At 63.6% G+C, this 15,233-nt stretch carries 12 protein-coding genes; 11 read left to right on the forward strand and 1 reads right to left on the reverse strand.

Annotated elements, in window-relative coordinates; all coding sequences use genetic code 11:
- Positions 1–102: 102 nt before the first annotated feature.
- The 6 genes from dnaK (at position 103) to greA (ending at position 9,196) form a co-directional block, all read left to right on the forward strand.
- The gene (gene dnaK / locus DKW65_RS14325) at positions 103–2,025 is read left to right on the forward strand and encodes a molecular chaperone DnaK (protein WP_111658102.1); all 1,923 of its coding nucleotides are present in this window, start codon (positions 103–105) and stop codon (positions 2,023–2,025) included.
- 98 nt (positions 2,026–2,123) lie between these two features.
- Positions 2,124–3,257 carry a molecular chaperone DnaJ gene (gene dnaJ, locus DKW65_RS14330; protein ID WP_111658103.1) on the forward strand — a complete coding sequence of 378 codons (1,134 nt, stop codon included), beginning with the start codon at positions 2,124–2,126 and terminating at the stop codon, positions 3,255–3,257.
- Positions 3,258–3,283: 26 nt separating this feature from the next.
- Positions 3,284–4,087: a 4-hydroxy-tetrahydrodipicolinate reductase gene (gene dapB, locus DKW65_RS14335; protein WP_111658104.1), complete on the forward strand. Its 804-nt coding sequence runs from the start codon at positions 3,284–3,286 to the stop codon at positions 4,085–4,087.
- A 217-nt stretch (positions 4,088–4,304) separates the two neighbouring features.
- A complete protein-coding gene (carA, locus tag DKW65_RS14340; protein WP_111658105.1) occupies positions 4,305–5,435 on the forward strand; it encodes a glutamine-hydrolyzing carbamoyl-phosphate synthase small subunit in 1,131 nt (376 codons plus the stop codon).
- A 42-nt stretch (positions 5,436–5,477) separates the two neighbouring features.
- On the forward strand, positions 5,478–8,720 hold the full coding sequence (carB, locus tag DKW65_RS14345) for a carbamoyl-phosphate synthase large subunit (protein WP_111658106.1): 3,243 nt from the start codon (positions 5,478–5,480) through the stop codon (positions 8,718–8,720).
- Entirely contained in the window at positions 8,720–9,196 is a 477-nt protein-coding gene (gene greA, locus DKW65_RS14350) for a transcription elongation factor GreA (RefSeq protein WP_111658107.1), read from the forward strand. The genes carB and greA overlap by 1 nt, the downstream gene beginning before the upstream one ends.
- A 17-nt stretch (positions 9,197–9,213) precedes the next feature.
- Here the strand turns inward: greA and yhbY are convergent, their stop codons facing one another.
- Positions 9,214–9,528 (reverse strand): ribosome assembly RNA-binding protein YhbY, encoded by a 315-nt coding sequence (gene yhbY / locus DKW65_RS14355; protein ID WP_111658108.1) that lies wholly within the window; start codon positions 9,526–9,528, stop codon positions 9,214–9,216.
- 47 nt (positions 9,529–9,575) lie between these two features.
- On the opposite strand from yhbY, the gene rlmE reads away from it, so the two are divergent.
- The 5 genes from rlmE to tpiA are packed head-to-tail and all read left to right on the forward strand — an operon-like array spanning position 9,576 to position 15,223.
- The gene (gene rlmE / locus DKW65_RS14360) at positions 9,576–10,199 is read left to right on the forward strand and encodes a 23S rRNA (uridine(2552)-2'-O)-methyltransferase RlmE (protein ID WP_111658109.1); all 624 of its coding nucleotides are present in this window, start codon (positions 9,576–9,578) and stop codon (positions 10,197–10,199) included.
- 59 nt (positions 10,200–10,258) lie between these two features.
- Positions 10,259–12,211 (forward strand): ATP-dependent zinc metalloprotease FtsH, encoded by a 1,953-nt coding sequence (gene ftsH / locus DKW65_RS14365; protein ID WP_111658142.1) that lies wholly within the window; start codon positions 10,259–10,261, stop codon positions 12,209–12,211.
- A gap of 16 nt (positions 12,212–12,227) precedes the next feature.
- Complete coding sequence (gene folP / locus DKW65_RS14370) at positions 12,228–13,082, forward strand: dihydropteroate synthase (RefSeq protein WP_245932527.1); 855 nt, start codon at positions 12,228–12,230, stop codon at positions 13,080–13,082.
- Positions 13,083–13,087: 5 nt separating this feature from the next.
- Complete coding sequence (glmM, locus tag DKW65_RS14375) at positions 13,088–14,425, forward strand: phosphoglucosamine mutase (RefSeq protein ID WP_111658110.1); 1,338 nt, start codon at positions 13,088–13,090, stop codon at positions 14,423–14,425.
- 48 nt (positions 14,426–14,473) lie between these two features.
- Entirely contained in the window at positions 14,474–15,223 is a 750-nt protein-coding gene (tpiA, locus tag DKW65_RS14380) for a triose-phosphate isomerase (RefSeq protein WP_111658111.1), read from the forward strand.
- Positions 15,224–15,233: the final 10 nt, after the last annotated feature.

The raw sequence follows: 15,233 nt of genomic DNA on the forward strand, positions 1-15,233 counted from the left end.
CTCTTGAAATGAGCACAGAGGCCTCAATATAGCGGATTGAGACGAGTTCAGCTGCACCGGTTGCCTGCGGGGGCCGGAAGCAAGTGTGAGGAGATGAGGAACATGGCAAAGATCATTGGTATTGACCTGGGTACGACAAACTCCTGTGTCGCCATCATGGAAGGCGACAAGGTCAAGGTTATCGAGAACAGCGAAGGCGCGCGGACCACGCCGTCCGTGATTGCCTACACCGACGATGAAACGCTGGTGGGCCAGTCCGCCAAGCGTCAGGCGGTGACCAACCCCACCAACACCCTGTATGCGATCAAGCGCCTGATCGGCCGTCGCTTCAAGGATGATGTGGTGCAGAAAGACATCAAGATGGTCCCCTACAAGATCGTCGAGGCGGACAACGGTGACGCCTGGGTCGATGTGAAAGGGGAGCGTCTGGCGCCGCCGCAGATCTCGGCGCAGGTGCTGAAGAAGATGAAGAAGACCGCCGAGGATTATCTTGGCGAAACCGTGACCGAAGCGGTAATCACGGTGCCGGCCTATTTCAACGACGCCCAGCGTCAGGCCACCAAGGACGCGGGCCGCATTGCCGGTCTGGACGTCAAGCGCATCATCAACGAGCCGACAGCGGCCGCGCTGGCCTACGGCATGGACAAGAAGGGTGGTGACCGCACCATCGCGGTCTATGACCTGGGTGGCGGCACCTTCGACGTGTCCATCATCGAGATCGCGGAAGTGGATGGCGAGCACCAGTTCGAAGTGCTGGCCACCAACGGCGACACCTTCCTGGGCGGTGAAGACTTCGACCTGATGCTGATCAACTACCTGGCGGATCAGTTCAAGAAGGATTCCGGCATTGATCTGGGCGGCGACGCCCTGGCCATGCAGCGCCTGAAGGAAGCGGCCGAGAAAGCCAAGATCGAGCTGTCTTCCGGCGAGCAGACGGAAGTGAACCTGCCGTACATCACGGCCGACCAGACGGGCCCCAAGCACCTGGTGGTCAAGGTGACGCGCGCCAAGCTGGAATCGCTGGTGGAAGATCTGGTGAACCGCTCCCTGGAGCCCTGCAAGACGGCGCTCAAGGACGCCGGCCTGCAAACCTCCGAGATCACCGACGTGATCCTGGTGGGCGGTCAGACCCGTATGCCGCTGGTGCAGAAGAAAGTGGCCGAGTTCTTCGGCAAGGACGCCCGCAAGGACGTCAACCCGGATGAAGCGGTGGCCATCGGTGCGGCGATTCAGGGCGCGGTACTGGGCGGCGACGTCAAGGACGTGCTGCTGCTGGACGTGACCCCGCTGACCCTGGGTATCGAAACCATGGGTGGCGTGATGACGCCGATCATCGAGAAGAACACCACGATCCCGACTAAGGCATCGCAGGTCTTCTCCACCGCAGACGACAATCAGTCGGCGGTGACCGTGCATGTGCTCCAGGGTGAGCGCAAGCAGGCAGGCCAGAACAAGTCGCTCGGCCAGTTCAATCTGGAAGGCATTCCGGCGGCGCCGCGCGGTGTACCGCAGATCGAAGTGACCTTCGATATCGACGCTAACGGCATCCTGCACGTGAGCGCGAAGGACAAGGCCACCGGCAAGGAACAGAAGATCCAGATCAAGGCATCTTCCGGTCTGACGGATGCCGAGATCGACCAGATGGTGAAGGATGCCGAAGCCCATGCGGACGAAGACAAGAAGTTCGAAGAGCTGGTGCAGACCCGTAACCAGGCGGATCACCTGATCCACGCCACCCGCAAGACCCTCGAAGAGGCCGGTGACAAGGCGACCGACGAGGAGAAAGCGGCGATCAACAAGGCGGTCGAAGAGCTGGAAGCCGTGCTGAAGAGCAACGACAAGGCCGAGATCGAGGCGAAAACCAAGGCGCTGACCGAGGCGTCCGGCGCGCTGGCCCAGCGCATGTATGCCGAGGCGGCCCAGCAGGCTGGTGGCGAAGGCGCTGAGGGTGCAGCGGACGGCAGCAGCGCGGCGGATGACGCGGTGGATGCCGAATATGAAGAAGTGGACGACGACAAGAAGTAAGCCCGGTCGTCGAACAACCGCGGTCGCAAGACGGCAGCGGACAAGTGACGCCGGGCTCTGCCCGGCGTCATGCGTTACATCGAACGGGTAAATGAGCCATGTCGAAACGTGATTATTACGAGGTGCTGGGGATCGAAAAGGACGCCTCGGCCCAGGACATCAAGAAGGCCTATCGGCGCCTGGCGATGAAATATCACCCGGATCGCAATCCGGGCGATACCGTCGCCGAAGACCATTTCAAGGAGGCCAAAGAGGCCTACGAAGTGCTCTCGGATGAAGAGAAGCGGCGTGCCTACGACCAGTTCGGCCATGCCGGGCTGGGCGGGCAGGGCGGCTTCGGCGGCGCGGGCGCCGGTGCGGCGGGGGCCGGCTTCTCCGATATCTTCGGCGATATCTTCGGCGATATTTTTGGCGGTGGCGCAGGCGGCCGTCGCCGTGGCCCGGCGCGTGGCGCTGATTTGCGCTACACGCTGGAGCTGACTCTGGAGCAGGCGGTGCGCGGCACCACCGAGAAGATCCGGGTGCCCACCTGGGCGACCTGTGAGGTGTGCGACGGCTCCGGCGCCAAGAACGGTGAGAAGCCGGTCACCTGCGGCACCTGCGGCGGCATGGGTCAGGTGCGCATGCAGCAGGGGTTCTTTACCGTGCAGCAGACCTGTCCTACTTGTGGCGGCAGTGGCCAGGTGATCCAGAACCCCTGTGACAACTGCCATGGGCAGGGCCGGGTGCAGACCACCAAGACCCTGTCGGTGAAGATTCCGGCAGGTGTCGATACCGGCGACCGCATCCGCCTGGCAGGCGAGGGCGAGGCCGGGGCGCATGGCGCGCCTGCGGGCGACCTGTATGTGCAGGTGGCGGTGCGCGAGCATGATATCTTCAAGCGCGACGGCAACGACCTCTACTGCGAAGTGCCCATCGCCTTTGTCGATGCGGTGCTGGGTGGCGAGCTGGAAGTGCCGACCCTGGACGGCAAGGTGAAATTGAAGGTGCCTGCCGAGACGCAGACCGGCAAACTGTTCCGGCTGCGCGGCAAGGGCGTCACCTCGGTGCGCGGCGGCCCGCCGGGCGACCTGCTGTGCCGGGTGGTGATCGAGACCCCGGTCAGCCTGAACAGCGAGCAGAAAGACCTGCTGCGCCAGTTCCAGGATTCCCTGGACAAGGGGGGGAACCGCCACAACCCGCGTAACACCAGCTGGTTCGAGGGCGTGAAACGCTTTTTTGACGGCCTCTGAGGTCGCGCGAGAAGAGAGACAGGCAGATGAAAGTAGGCATTATCGGCGCCGCCGGGCGCATGGGGCGGACCTTGATCGAAGCGGTGCAGGCCTTTGACGGCCTCACCCTGGGTGCCGCCGTGGACGTGCCCGGCAGTTCCCTGATCGGCGCCGACGCCGGTGAGCTGGTGGGGGCGGGCAAGCTGGGCGTGGCGCTGGCGGACGATCTGGCCAAGGTCGTGCAGGATGCCGATGTGTTCATCGACTTCACCATTCCCGAGGCCACCATGGCCAATATCCGCACCTGCCGCGCGGCGGGTCGCCGCCTGGTGATCGGCACCACGGGGCTGACCGACGAACAGAAAGCCGAGTTGCGCGAGGCCAGCGGTGATATGGCCATCTGCTTTGCGGCCAACTACTCGGTGGGCGTGACCCTGTGCCTGAAGCTGCTGGATACCGCCGCCCGGGTGCTGGGTGATGAGGTGGACATCGAGGTGATCGAAGCGCACCACCGGCACAAGATCGATGCCCCGTCGGGCACAGCGCTGGCCATGGGCGAAGTGGTCGCCGAGGCCCTGGGGCGTGACCTCAAGGCGTGCGCGGTATACGGGCGCGAAGGCCGCACCGGCGCCCGCGAGCGCCAGACCATCGGTTTCGAGACCATTCGTGCCGGCGATATCGTCGGCGAACACACGGTCATGTTTGCCGCCGACGGCGAGCGCGTGGAGATCACGCACAAGGCCACCAGCCGCATGAACTTCGCCCGCGGCGCCGTGCGCGCTGCGGCCTGGCTGGCGGCGCGCGACCAGGGGTTGTACGACATGCAGGATGTGCTCGGCCTGCGCGAGTGAGCGATTGACCGGGCAGTCCTGTCATGCGGCGTGACACCAAGGTCAATTGGGCCTAAAATACGGCCCTGCCCTGAGGGGCTTCGCAGGTGGCGCACGCAAGCAGCAAGCAAGAAAGCGGATCTGAGCGAGGTGGAGGTGTCCATCTCGCTTTTTTGCGCGCGCGGGGTGCCGCCTGAGGCCCTTCCCCTGAACCTGGCACTGAATTCTGGAGGTTGCGTTGACGGTACCGGCCATACTGGCGCTGGAAGACGGCAGCATCTTCCGGGGCGTCTCAATCGGCGCATCCGGCAAGACCGTTGGCGAGGTGGTGTTCAATACGGCACTCACCGGCTATCAGGAGATCCTGACCGATCCTTCCTACGCGCAGCAGATTGTCACCCTCACTTACCCGCATATCGGCAATACCGGGGTCAACCCGGAAGACGAAGAATCCGGACGTGTCTGGGCCGCTGGCCTGATCATCCGCGATTTGACGCTGACCGTGAGCAGCTGGCGCGCGAAGCAGTCCCTGCCGGAATACCTTGAGGCGAACCATATCTGCGCCATCGCGGATATCGACACCCGCCGCCTGACCCGCATCCTGCGCGAAAAAGGCGCCCAGAACGGCTGCATCCTGGTGGGCGAGCACGCCGACGAGGCCGAAGCCCTGGCGGCAGCGCGCGGTTTCCCGGGCCTGAAGGGTATGGATCTGGCGAAAGAAGTGACCGCCGATAGCGCTTACGCCTGGAGCGAAGGCGTCTGGCAGTGGGGCGAAGGCCACCGCGAGCAGGGCGACACCCCGTTTCACGTGGTGGCCTATGACTACGGCGCCAAGCGCAACATCCTGCGCATGCTGGCCGAGCGCGGCTGCAAGCTGACGGTAGTGCCCGCCCAGACCCCGGCCAGCGAGGTGCTGGCCATGAAACCGGATGGCGTCTTCCTGTCCAACGGCCCCGGCGATCCGGAACCCTGTGACTACGCTATCCGTGCCATCCGCGAGATTGTCGACACCGGCCTGCCGGTCTTCGGTATCTGCCTGGGGCACCAGTTGCTGGCCCTGGCCAGCGGTGCAAAGACCATGAAGATGAAGTTCGGGCACCACGGGGCCAACCACCCGGTGAAAGACCTGGACAACAACACCGTGATGATCACCAGCCAGAACCACGGCTTCGCGGTGGATGAAACGACCCTGCCGGACACGCTGCGCGCGACGCACGTCTCGTTGTTCGACGGTTCGCTGCAAGGTATTCACCGCACCGACAAGCCAGCGTTCAGCTTCCAGGGTCATCCGGAAGCCAGCCCTGGCCCGCACGATGCGGCGGGGCTGTTCGATCACTTTATTGAGCTGATGCAGGCGCGCCAGGGCTGAGCCCCGGTGCGCATCACCACAGAATCCGACGGTTAGCGAATTATGCCCAAGAGAACCGACATCCAGAGCATCCTCATCATTGGCGCCGGGCCCATCGTCATTGGCCAGGCCTGTGAGTTCGACTATTCCGGCGCGCAGGCGTGCAAGGCCCTGCGCGAGGAAGGCTACCGGGTGATCCTGGTGAACTCGAACCCGGCCACCATCATGACCGACCCGGCCATGGCGGATGCCACCTATATCGAGCCGATTACCTGGGAAACGGTTGAGCGCATTATCGAGAAAGAGCGCCCCGATGCCCTGCTGCCGACCATGGGCGGCCAGACCGCGCTGAACTGCGCGCTGGACCTGGATCGTCACGGCGTGCTGGAAAAATACGGCGTGGAAATGATCGGCGCCAACGCCGACGCCATCGACAAGGCCGAAGACCGTAATCGCTTCGACAAGGCCATGCGCAGCATCGGCCTGGAGTGCCCGCGTGCCTCCATTGCCCACTCCATGGACGAAGCCTACAAGGTGCTGGAAGACATCGGTTTTCCCTGCATCATCCGGCCCAGCTTCACCATGGGCGGCTCCGGCGGCGGCATTGCCTACAACCGCGAGGAATTCCAGGAAATCTGTGAGCGCGGCCTGGACCTGTCGCCCACCAAGGAGCTGCTCATTGATGAGTCGCTGCTCGGCTGGAAAGAATATGAAATGGAAGTGGTGCGCGACAAAAAGGACAACTGCATCATTGTCTGCGCCATCGAAAACTTCGACCCGATGGGTGTGCACACCGGCGACTCCATTACCGTCGCCCCGGCACAGACCCTGACGGACAAGGAATACCAGATCATGCGTAACGCCTCGCTTGCGGTGTTGCGCGAGATCGGCGTGGAAACCGGCGGCTCCAACGTGCAGTTCGGCATGTGCCCGGACACCGGCCGTCTGGTGGTCATCGAAATGAACCCGCGCGTGTCCCGTTCCTCCGCGCTGGCCTCGAAAGCCACCGGCTTCCCGATTGCGAAGATCGCCGCCAAGCTGGCGGTGGGCTACACCCTGGACGAATTGCAGAACGATATCACCGGCGGCAAGACCCCGGCGTCGTTCGAACCGTCCATCGATTACGTGGTCACCAAGATTCCGCGCTTCAATTTCGAGAAATTTGCCGCCGCCGATCCGGTGCTGACCACGCAGATGAAGTCCGTCGGCGAAGTGATGGCCATTGGCCGCAACTTCCAGGAATCGGTACAGAAAGCCCTGCGCGGTCTGGAAACCGATTCCAACGGTTTCGATCCGAAACTGAATCCGGAAGACGGCGACCTGCGTCAGCAAGTCATCGAGTCGCTGGCCGCGCCGGGCCCCGATCGCATCTGGGTCATTGGCGATGCTTTCCGCGCCGGCATGACCGTGGACGAGCTGTACCAGCTGACCAAGGTAGACCGCTGGTTCCTGGTGCAGATCGAAGACCTGGTGAAGGAAGAACAGGCGCTGGCGCAGAGCACTTTTTCGGCGCTCACCCGCGACAGCCTGTATCGCCTCAAGCGCAAGGGTTTCTCCGATGCGCGCCTGGCGCAATTGCTGGGCGTCAAGGAAGGCGATGTGCGCGGCAAGCGGCACGAGCTGGACATTCATCCGGTGTACAAGCGCGTGGATACCTGTGCGGCGGAATTCGCCACCAGCACGGCTTACATGTACTCCAGCTACGATGAAGAGTGCGAGGCGCAGCCTTCGGACCGTGACAAGATCATGGTCATCGGCGGCGGGCCGAACCGTATCGGTCAGGGCATCGAATTCGATTACTGCTGTGTGCACGCCGCGCTGGCCATGCGCGAAGACGGTTACGAGACCATCATGGTCAACTGTAACCCGGAAACCGTGTCCACGGATTACGACACCTCCGACCGTCTCTACTTCGAGCCGGTGACGCTGGAAGACGTGCTCGAAATCGTCAACAAGGAAAAGCCCAAGGGCGTGATCGTGCAGTACGGCGGCCAGACGCCGCTGAAGCTGGCGCGTGCCCTGCAAGCCGCTGGCGTGCCGATTATCGGCACCAGCCCGGACGCCATCGACGAAGCGGAAGACCGCGAACGCTTCCAGCAAATGGTCAACAAGCTCGGCCTGAAACAGCCGCCGAACCGCACTGCCCGCAGTATCGAAGACGGCGTGCGCCTGGCGGCTGAAATCGGTTACCCGCTGGTGGTGCGCCCTTCCTATGTGCTGGGTGGTCGTGCCATGGAAATCGTCTTCAATGAAGACGAGTTGCGCAGCTACATGAAAAATGCCGTGTCGGTATCCAACGAATCGCCGGTGTTGCTGGATCGCTTCCTGGACGACGCGGTAGAAGTGGACGTGGACGCCGTCTGCGACGGCACGCAAGTGGTGATCGGCGGCATCATGCAGCATATCGAACAGGCGGGCGTGCACTCCGGTGATTCCGCCTGCTCGCTGCCGCCGTATTCGCTGCAGAGCGATGTGCTGGACGTGATGCGTGAGCAGACTGCTGCCATGGCGCTGGAGCTGGGCGTAGTGGGCCTGATGAACGTGCAGTTTGCGGTCAAGGGCGATGACGTCTACGTGCTGGAAGTGAATCCGCGCGCCTCGCGTACGGTGCCTTATGTGTCCAAGTGCATCGGCGTGTCACTGGCCAAGGTGGCGGCGCGTTGCATGGCCGGCACCTCGCTGGCGGCGCAGCACTTCACGAAAGAAATCGTGCCGCAGCATTTCAACGTCAAGGAAGCGGTGTTCCCCTTCGCCAAGTTCCCGAAGGTGGACCCGATCCTGGGCCCGGAAATGAAATCCACCGGCGAAGTGATGGGCGTGGGCGCCACCTTTGCGGAAGCCTACGGCAAGGCCTCCCTGGCGGCAGGCGAGCGCTTGCCGCGTAGCGGTACCGCCTTCATTTCGGTGCGCGAAGTGGACAAGGAAGCTGCCGTTAAAGTGGCGCGGGAATTGCAGTCGCTGGGCTTCAAGCTGGTGGCCACGCGAGGCACCGCCGCCCGGCTGGCGGAAGAGGGCATCAGTGTCACCCCGGTGAACAAAGTGCTTGAAGGCCGCCCCCATGTGGTGGATATGATCAAGAATGACGAGATCAGCATGATCATCAACACCACCGAGGGCAAACAGGCGGTACGCGACTCCTTCACCATTCGTCGCTCTGCGCTGCAGCACAAGGTGTATTACACCACGACCATTTCCGCCGCCTGGGCTGTATGCCAGGCGCTCAAGATCGACGACGATCTGCAGGTGCGACGCCTGCAGGACATGCATGCGGCCCTTCTGGCGGCCGCCGGCAACGGAGGTAAATGATGCAACGAGTGCCCATGACTGTTGAAGGGGCGGAAGCGCTTCGCGAGGAGTTGCAGCGCCTCAAGATGGTCGAGCGTCCGCGCATCGTGCAGGCCATTGCGGAAGCCCGCGAACACGGCGATCTGAAAGAGAACGCCGAGTATCACGCTGCGCGTGAAGAGCAGGGTTTTTGCGAAGGCCGTATCAACGAGATCGAAAGCAAGCTGAGTGCGGCGCAGATCATTGATGTGCGCGCCATCACGCCCACCGGCAAGGTGCTGTTTGGCACCACCGTGACCATCATCAACGTCGATACCGACGAAGAGAAGGTCTACAAGATCGTGGGTGACGACGAGGCCAGCATCAAACTGGGCAAGATTTCGGTGAATTCACCGATTGCCCGTGGCCTGATCGGCAAGGAAGAGGGTGACGTGGTACAGATCGAAACCCCGGGCGGTGTCGTCGAGTACGAAATCGACAAGATCGAACACCTCTGAGGCGCGCGCGCCCGGTATCAGCCTTGCTGGGCGCGCAGAATGTTGGACAGTTTCGGGCTGGGCTTTTTCGCAGCCCGGTACAGCAAGGCGATATTGCCGATCCGCTGCACCAGTTCGGCGCCGGAGGTCTCGCACAGGGCCTCGACCACGGCACTGCGATCATCCCGGGTCTCGGCATTCACGCGCACTTTGATCAACTCGTGATCTTCCAGGCGGCGGTTCAGCTCTTCGACGAACGATTCCGTCAGGCCTTGGCCGCCGAAGATCAGCACCGGCTTGAGGTGGTGACCAATGGTCTTGAAGCGGCGCTTGTCTTGCTGGCTCAGGGGCATGTCGGGTCTCCGGGTTCGGGCGGCCATTCTACACAGTAGAGGCGGATATGGGCAGATCAAAAAGCAGTAGCCGCTGGCTCCAGGAGCACTTCAACGACCAGTGGGTGGCCCGTGCCCAGGCAGAGGGCTACCGCTCGCGCGCCAGCTTCAAGCTGCTGGAAATCCACGAGAAGGACAAGCTGTTCCGCCCCGGTATGCGGGTGCTGGACCTGGGCGCGGCCCCGGGCGGCTGGTCGCAGGTGGCGGCCCGGCTGATGGGCAGCAGCGGCCGTATCCTGGCCAGCGATATCCTGGCTATGGACGCGATAGCCGACGTCACCTTCATTCAGGGTGATTTTCGTGAAGAATCGGTGTTTACCCAGTTGCTGGCGGCGCTCGATGGCGCCCGGGTGGACCTTGTAATGTCCGACATGGCCCCCAATATGAGTGGTACCAGGGCCGTGGATCAGCCGCGTGCCATGTATCTGGCCGAACTGGCGCTGGACATGGCAGACCGGGTGCTGGCACCCGACGGCCGTTTTCTGGTCAAAGTGTTTCAAGGCGAAGGGCTCGATGCGTACCGGCGCGATCTTCACGAGCGCTTTGCCAAAGTGGTGACACGGAAGCCTGCCGCCAGCCGGCCGCGCTCCCCGGAAGTGTATCTGCTGGGGTCGGACCGCAAGATGGTGTAATGTATCAATGAGTTAGCGGGCGCGCCCGCGTCAGCAGGGAGAGGTGTCCCTTGAACGACATGACCAAGAATATCATCCTCTGGATGGTGATCGCCGGCGTCCTTTACGTGGTGCTGCAGAACGTCAATCACGAGCCTGCGGCGCGTACCATTGACTATTCCTCCTTCATTTCCCGTGTGGAAGGCGGTGAAGTGGCGCGGGTGGAAATCCAGGACTACCGCATTCGCGGTGAGACCCGCGACGGTCAGCGTTTCGAAACCGTGAAGCCGCCAGTGTCCGACCTGGACCTGATGCCGACCCTGATCCAGAACCGTGTCGTGGTGGAAGGCAAGGAGCCCGAGCGTCAGAGCTTCCTGACCCAGCTGTTCCTGTCGATCCTGCCGATCCTGCTGATTCTCGCCATCTTCATCTTCTTCATGCGGCAGATGCAGGGCGGCGGCAAGGGCGGTGCCGGGCCGATGACCTTTGGCAAGAGCAAGGCGCGCCTGCTGTCTGAAGACCAGATCAAGACCACCTTCGCCGATGTGGCCGGTGTGGAAGAAGCCAAGGAAGAAGTGGAAGAGCTGGTCGAGTTCCTGCGTGATCCGGCCAAGTTCCAGCGGCTGGGCGGCAAGATTCCCCGTGGCGTATTGATGGTCGGCTCACCCGGTACCGGTAAGACCCTGCTGGCGAAAGCCATTGCCGGTGAAGCCCGCGTGCCCTTCTTCTCCATTTCCGGTTCCGACTTCGTCGAGATGTTTGTCGGCGTGGGTGCGTCCCGCGTGCGCGACATGTTCGAGCAGGCCAAGAAGCACGCCCCCTGCATTATCTTTATCGACGAGATTGATGCCGTGGGCCGCAGCCGTGGCGCGGGCCTGGGTGGCGGTCACGACGAACGTGAACAGACCCTGAACCAGCTGCTGGTGGAAATGGACGGCTTCGGCGCCAATGACGGCATCATCGTGATTGCCGCCACCAACCGTCCGGACGTTCTGGACGCCGCCTTGCTGCGCCCGGGCCGCTTTGACCGCCAGGTGGTGGTGCCGCTGCCCGACGTGCGGGGTCGCGAACAGATCATCAAGGTGCATATGCGCAGCGTGCCGGTGAACGACGACGTCAATCCCAGCTTGATTGCCCGTGGCACGCCCGGTTTCTCCGGTGCTGACCTGGCCAACCTGGTGAACGAGGCGGCCCTGTTTGCCGCCCGTGCCAACAAGCGTCTGGTGGGCATGGAAGAATTCGAGCGCGCCAAGGACAAGATCCTGATGGGGGCCGAGCGCCGCTCCATGGTGATGAGCGAGAAAGAAAAGCTCAACACCGCGTATCACGAGGCCGGCCACGCCATTATCGGCCGCCTGGTGCCCGAGCACGATCCGGTTTACAAGGTGTCGATCATTCCCCGTGGCCGCGCCCTGGGTGTGACCATGTACCTGCCGGAAGAAGACAAGTACAGCCAGTCCAAGCGCGCCATCGAGAGCATGATCTGCTCCCTGTTCGGCGGCCGTCTGGCGGAAGAGATGATCAACGGCTTCGACGGTGTCACCACCGGCGCCTCCAATGACATCGAGCGCGCCACCAAAATGGCCCGTGCCATGGTGACCAAGTGGGGCCTGTCCGAAAAAATGGGCCCGCTGGCCTATGAGGAAGAAGAAGGCGAAGTCTTCCTCGGCAAGAGCATGTCCCAGCGCAAGCAGGTGTCCGAGCAGACCGCGGAAGAAATTGACCGCGAAGTGCGCGCCATCATCGATCGCTGCTATGAAAAGGCGCGTGTGATTCTGGACGAGAACCGCGACAAGCTCGAGGCCATGGCCCAGGCCCTGATGCTGTACGAGACCATCGACGCCGACCAGATCGAGGACATCATGAACGGCCGCACACCGCGCCCGCCGAAAGACTGGCAGAATCCGGGCAGCGGCACCGGCACCAAGGTCGCTGATGCCGAGGGCGGCGACGCCGACGCGGACGCGAGCGCAGACGCCGGCGACAAACCCAAGGGTGATGGGCCAATCGGTGGCCCGGCCAACACCCACTGAGCACTGACGGCAGTTGATGACTGAACTGAACTGCGGGGCGCGGACACTGACACTGTCCGCGCCTGTCGTTATGGGGGTGCTCAATGTGACCCCCGATTCCTTTTCTGATGGCGGCCGCTTCAGCGGCCGTGATGCGGCCCTGCGCCGTGCCAGCGAGATGCTGGCCGACGGCGCCGCGATCATCGATATCGGCGGCGAATCCACCCGCCCCGGTGCCGCCCCTGTGAGCCCCCAGGAAGAGCTGGACCGGGTCATCCCCGTGGTCGAGGCCATTGCCGCCGAGCTGGACGGGGTCATCTCCCTGGACACCAGTACCCCGGCGGTCATGACCGAAGGCGCCCGTGCCGGGGCGGGCCTGATCAACGATGTGCGCGCCCTGCAACGCCCGGGAGCCCTGGCGGCTGCGGCCGCCAGCGGCCTGCCGGTGTGCCTGATGCATATGCAGGGCCAGCCGGACACCATGCAGAAGGCGCCGCAGTACGAGGATGTGGTGGCCGAGGTCAGCGCGTTTCTGGCAGATCGGGTCATGGCCTGTGAGGCGGCGGGTATCCCGCGCGAGCGCCTGCTGCTGGATCCGGGCTTCGGTTTTGGCAAGACCCTGGCGCATAATCTGCGCCTGTTGCGCGAACTCGACCGGCTGCATGCCCTCGGGCTGCCCCTGCTGGTGGGGATGTCGCGCAAGTCGATGATTGGTCAGGCCCTGGATCGCCCCGTGGACGAACGCCTGGCGGGCGGCCTGGCACTGGCCGTGATGGCGGTGGAGCGAGGCGCGCAGATCGTGCGGGTGCATGATGTGCGCGAGACCGTGGATGCCCTGCGGATGGCCTGGGCGGTGCTGCATGGCGACAGCACCCACGACAAGAGGATGTGACAGCAATGACGCGCAAGTATTTTGGCACCGACGGCATACGCGGTACCGTGGGTGAGTACCCCATTACTCCGGATTTCGTGCTGCGCCTGGGCTGGGCCGCCGGGTCGGTGCTGGCCGAGCAAGGCCAGAGCAAGATCCTGATTGGCAAGGACACCCGCATTTCCGGCTACATGTTCGAGTCGGCCCTGGAGGCCGGCATTTCCGCCGCGGGCGTGGATGTGCTGCTGCTCGGCCCCATGCCGACCCCGGCCATCGCCTACCTGACCCATACCTTCCATGCCCAGGCGGGCATCGTGATCTCCGCCTCGCATAACCCCTACACCGACAACGGCATCAAGTTTTTCGGCGCCAACGGCCGCAAGTTGCCGGACGCCATCGAGGCTGCCATTGAGGCGCGTCTGGATGAAGAGATGCGCATGGTCAATGCCGATTCCCTCGGCAAAGTGCGGCGCATCAATGATGCCCGCGGCCGCTATATCGAATTCTGCAAAAGCACGGTCCTGGCGCGCCTGAACCTGCGCGGCCTGAAGATCGTGGTGGACTGCGCCAACGGCGCCGCCTACCACATCGCCCCGGACGTGCTGGACGAGCTGGGCGCCACCGTGATTTCCCTGGCCGCCCAGCCCGACGGCCTGAACATCAATCGCGACTGCGGCAGCACCCATCCGGAAGCGCTGGTGGCAGCGGTACGGCAGCACAACGCCGATCTGGGCATCGCCTTCGACGGCGACGCGGACCGCGTCCTGATGGTCGACGACCAGGGCAATCTGGTTGACGGCGACCAGCTGCTGTATATCCTTGCCACCGATCGCAAGCGCCGTGACCTGCTGGAAGGGGGCGCGGTGGGCACCCTGATGTCCAACTTCGGCCTGGAGGTGGCCCTGCAGCGCGAGAAGATCCCGCTGCTGCGCGCCAAGGTGGGCGACCGCTACGTGATCGAAACCATGGACAAGCACGGCTGGCTGCTGGGCGGTGAATCCTCCGGCCATATCATCTGCCTGGATTGCACCACCACCGGCGACGGTGTGGTGTCGGCCCTGCAGGTGCTGGCGGCCCTGCAGCATCGTGGCTGCAGCCTGCGCGAAGCCTGTGCCGGCATGGAGAAGATGCCCCAGGTGATGATCAATGTGCGCGGCGCCAACCGTGATGGCGCGGTCGAGCGTGACAGCGTGCGCCAGGCCGTGGCGGCGGCGGAACAGCGCCTGGCTGGCAAGGGCCGCGTGCTGCTGCGCCCCTCTGGCACCGAACCGCTGATCCGGGTGATGGTCGAGGGTGAAGACGCCGCGCTGGTACAGAGCGTATGCGAAGACCTGGCGGCGGTGGTGCAGCAGGACATCGCCTGAGCGTCATCAACAATCCTGCATCAACAACACCACAACAAGGAGATCGGCGTGCGTACCCCGTTAGTAGCCGGTAACTGGAAAATGCATGGCCGACTGGATATGGCCCGCGAACTGGCCGCCCGCATCGCAGCGGGCGCGCCACACGGTGTGGAGCTGGCCCTGTGCCCGCCCTACCCGTATCTGGGCGTGCTGCAGCAGACGCTGACCGGCACGCCGGTGGCTCTCGGTGCGCAGAATCTGGCGGAGCAGGCAGAAGGTGCCTTCACCGGCGAGGTGGCGGGCGAGATGCTGGCGGAATTCGGTTGCCGCTATGTGCTGGTGGGCCATTCCGAGCGCCGCAGCCTGTATGGCGAGACCGACGCCGTGGTGGCGACCAAGTTCCAGCGCGCCCAGGCGGCCGGGCTGGTGCCAGTGCTGTGTCTGGGCGAAAGCCAGGCCGAGCGCGAGGCCGGGCAGACCGACAGCGTGGTGGGGCGGCAGCTTGATGCGGTGCTGGAGACGGCGGGCGTGGCGGCTTTCCACCAGGCCGTGATCGCCTATGAGCCGGTCTGGGCTATTGGCACCGGCCTCACCGCCAGCCCCGAACAGGCCCAGGCGGTGCATGCTTTCATCCGCCAGCGGCTGGCGCGACAGGATGCCGGGGTGGCTGCGGCCACGCGCGTCCTTTACGGCGGCAGTGTAAAGGCGGATAATGCCGCCTCTTTGTTGGCCGAGCCCGATATTGATGGCGGCCTGATTGGCGGGGCGTCACTGGACGCAGACAGTTTTCTGGCCATTTGCCAGGTGGCATCTCTCTAGCGCAGTAGCA

It is taken from the genome of Isoalcanivorax indicus, assembly GCF_003259185.1.
Lineage (GTDB): Bacteria > Pseudomonadota > Gammaproteobacteria > Pseudomonadales > Alcanivoracaceae > Isoalcanivorax > Isoalcanivorax indicus.

Coding starts and splice junctions, on each gene's coding strand:
- dnaK (WP_111658102.1), top strand. CDS start 103: ATGGCAAAGATCATTGGTATTGACCTGGGTACGACAAACTCCTGTGTC.
- dnaJ (WP_111658103.1), top strand. CDS start 2,124: ATGTCGAAACGTGATTATTACGAGGTGCTGGGGATCGAAAAGGACGCC.
- dapB (WP_111658104.1), top strand. CDS start 3,284: ATGAAAGTAGGCATTATCGGCGCCGCCGGGCGCATGGGGCGGACCTTG.
- carB (WP_111658106.1), top strand. CDS start 5,478: ATGCCCAAGAGAACCGACATCCAGAGCATCCTCATCATTGGCGCCGGG.
- greA (WP_111658107.1), top strand. CDS start 8,720: ATGCAACGAGTGCCCATGACTGTTGAAGGGGCGGAAGCGCTTCGCGAG.
- yhbY (WP_111658108.1), bottom strand. CDS start 9,528: ATGCCCCTGAGCCAGCAAGACAAGCGCCGCTTCAAGACCATTGGTCAC.
- rlmE (WP_111658109.1), top strand. CDS start 9,576: ATGGGCAGATCAAAAAGCAGTAGCCGCTGGCTCCAGGAGCACTTCAAC.
- ftsH (WP_111658142.1), top strand. CDS start 10,259: ATGACCAAGAATATCATCCTCTGGATGGTGATCGCCGGCGTCCTTTAC.
- folP (WP_245932527.1), top strand. CDS start 12,228: ATGACTGAACTGAACTGCGGGGCGCGGACACTGACACTGTCCGCGCCT.
- glmM (WP_111658110.1), top strand. CDS start 13,088: ATGACGCGCAAGTATTTTGGCACCGACGGCATACGCGGTACCGTGGGT.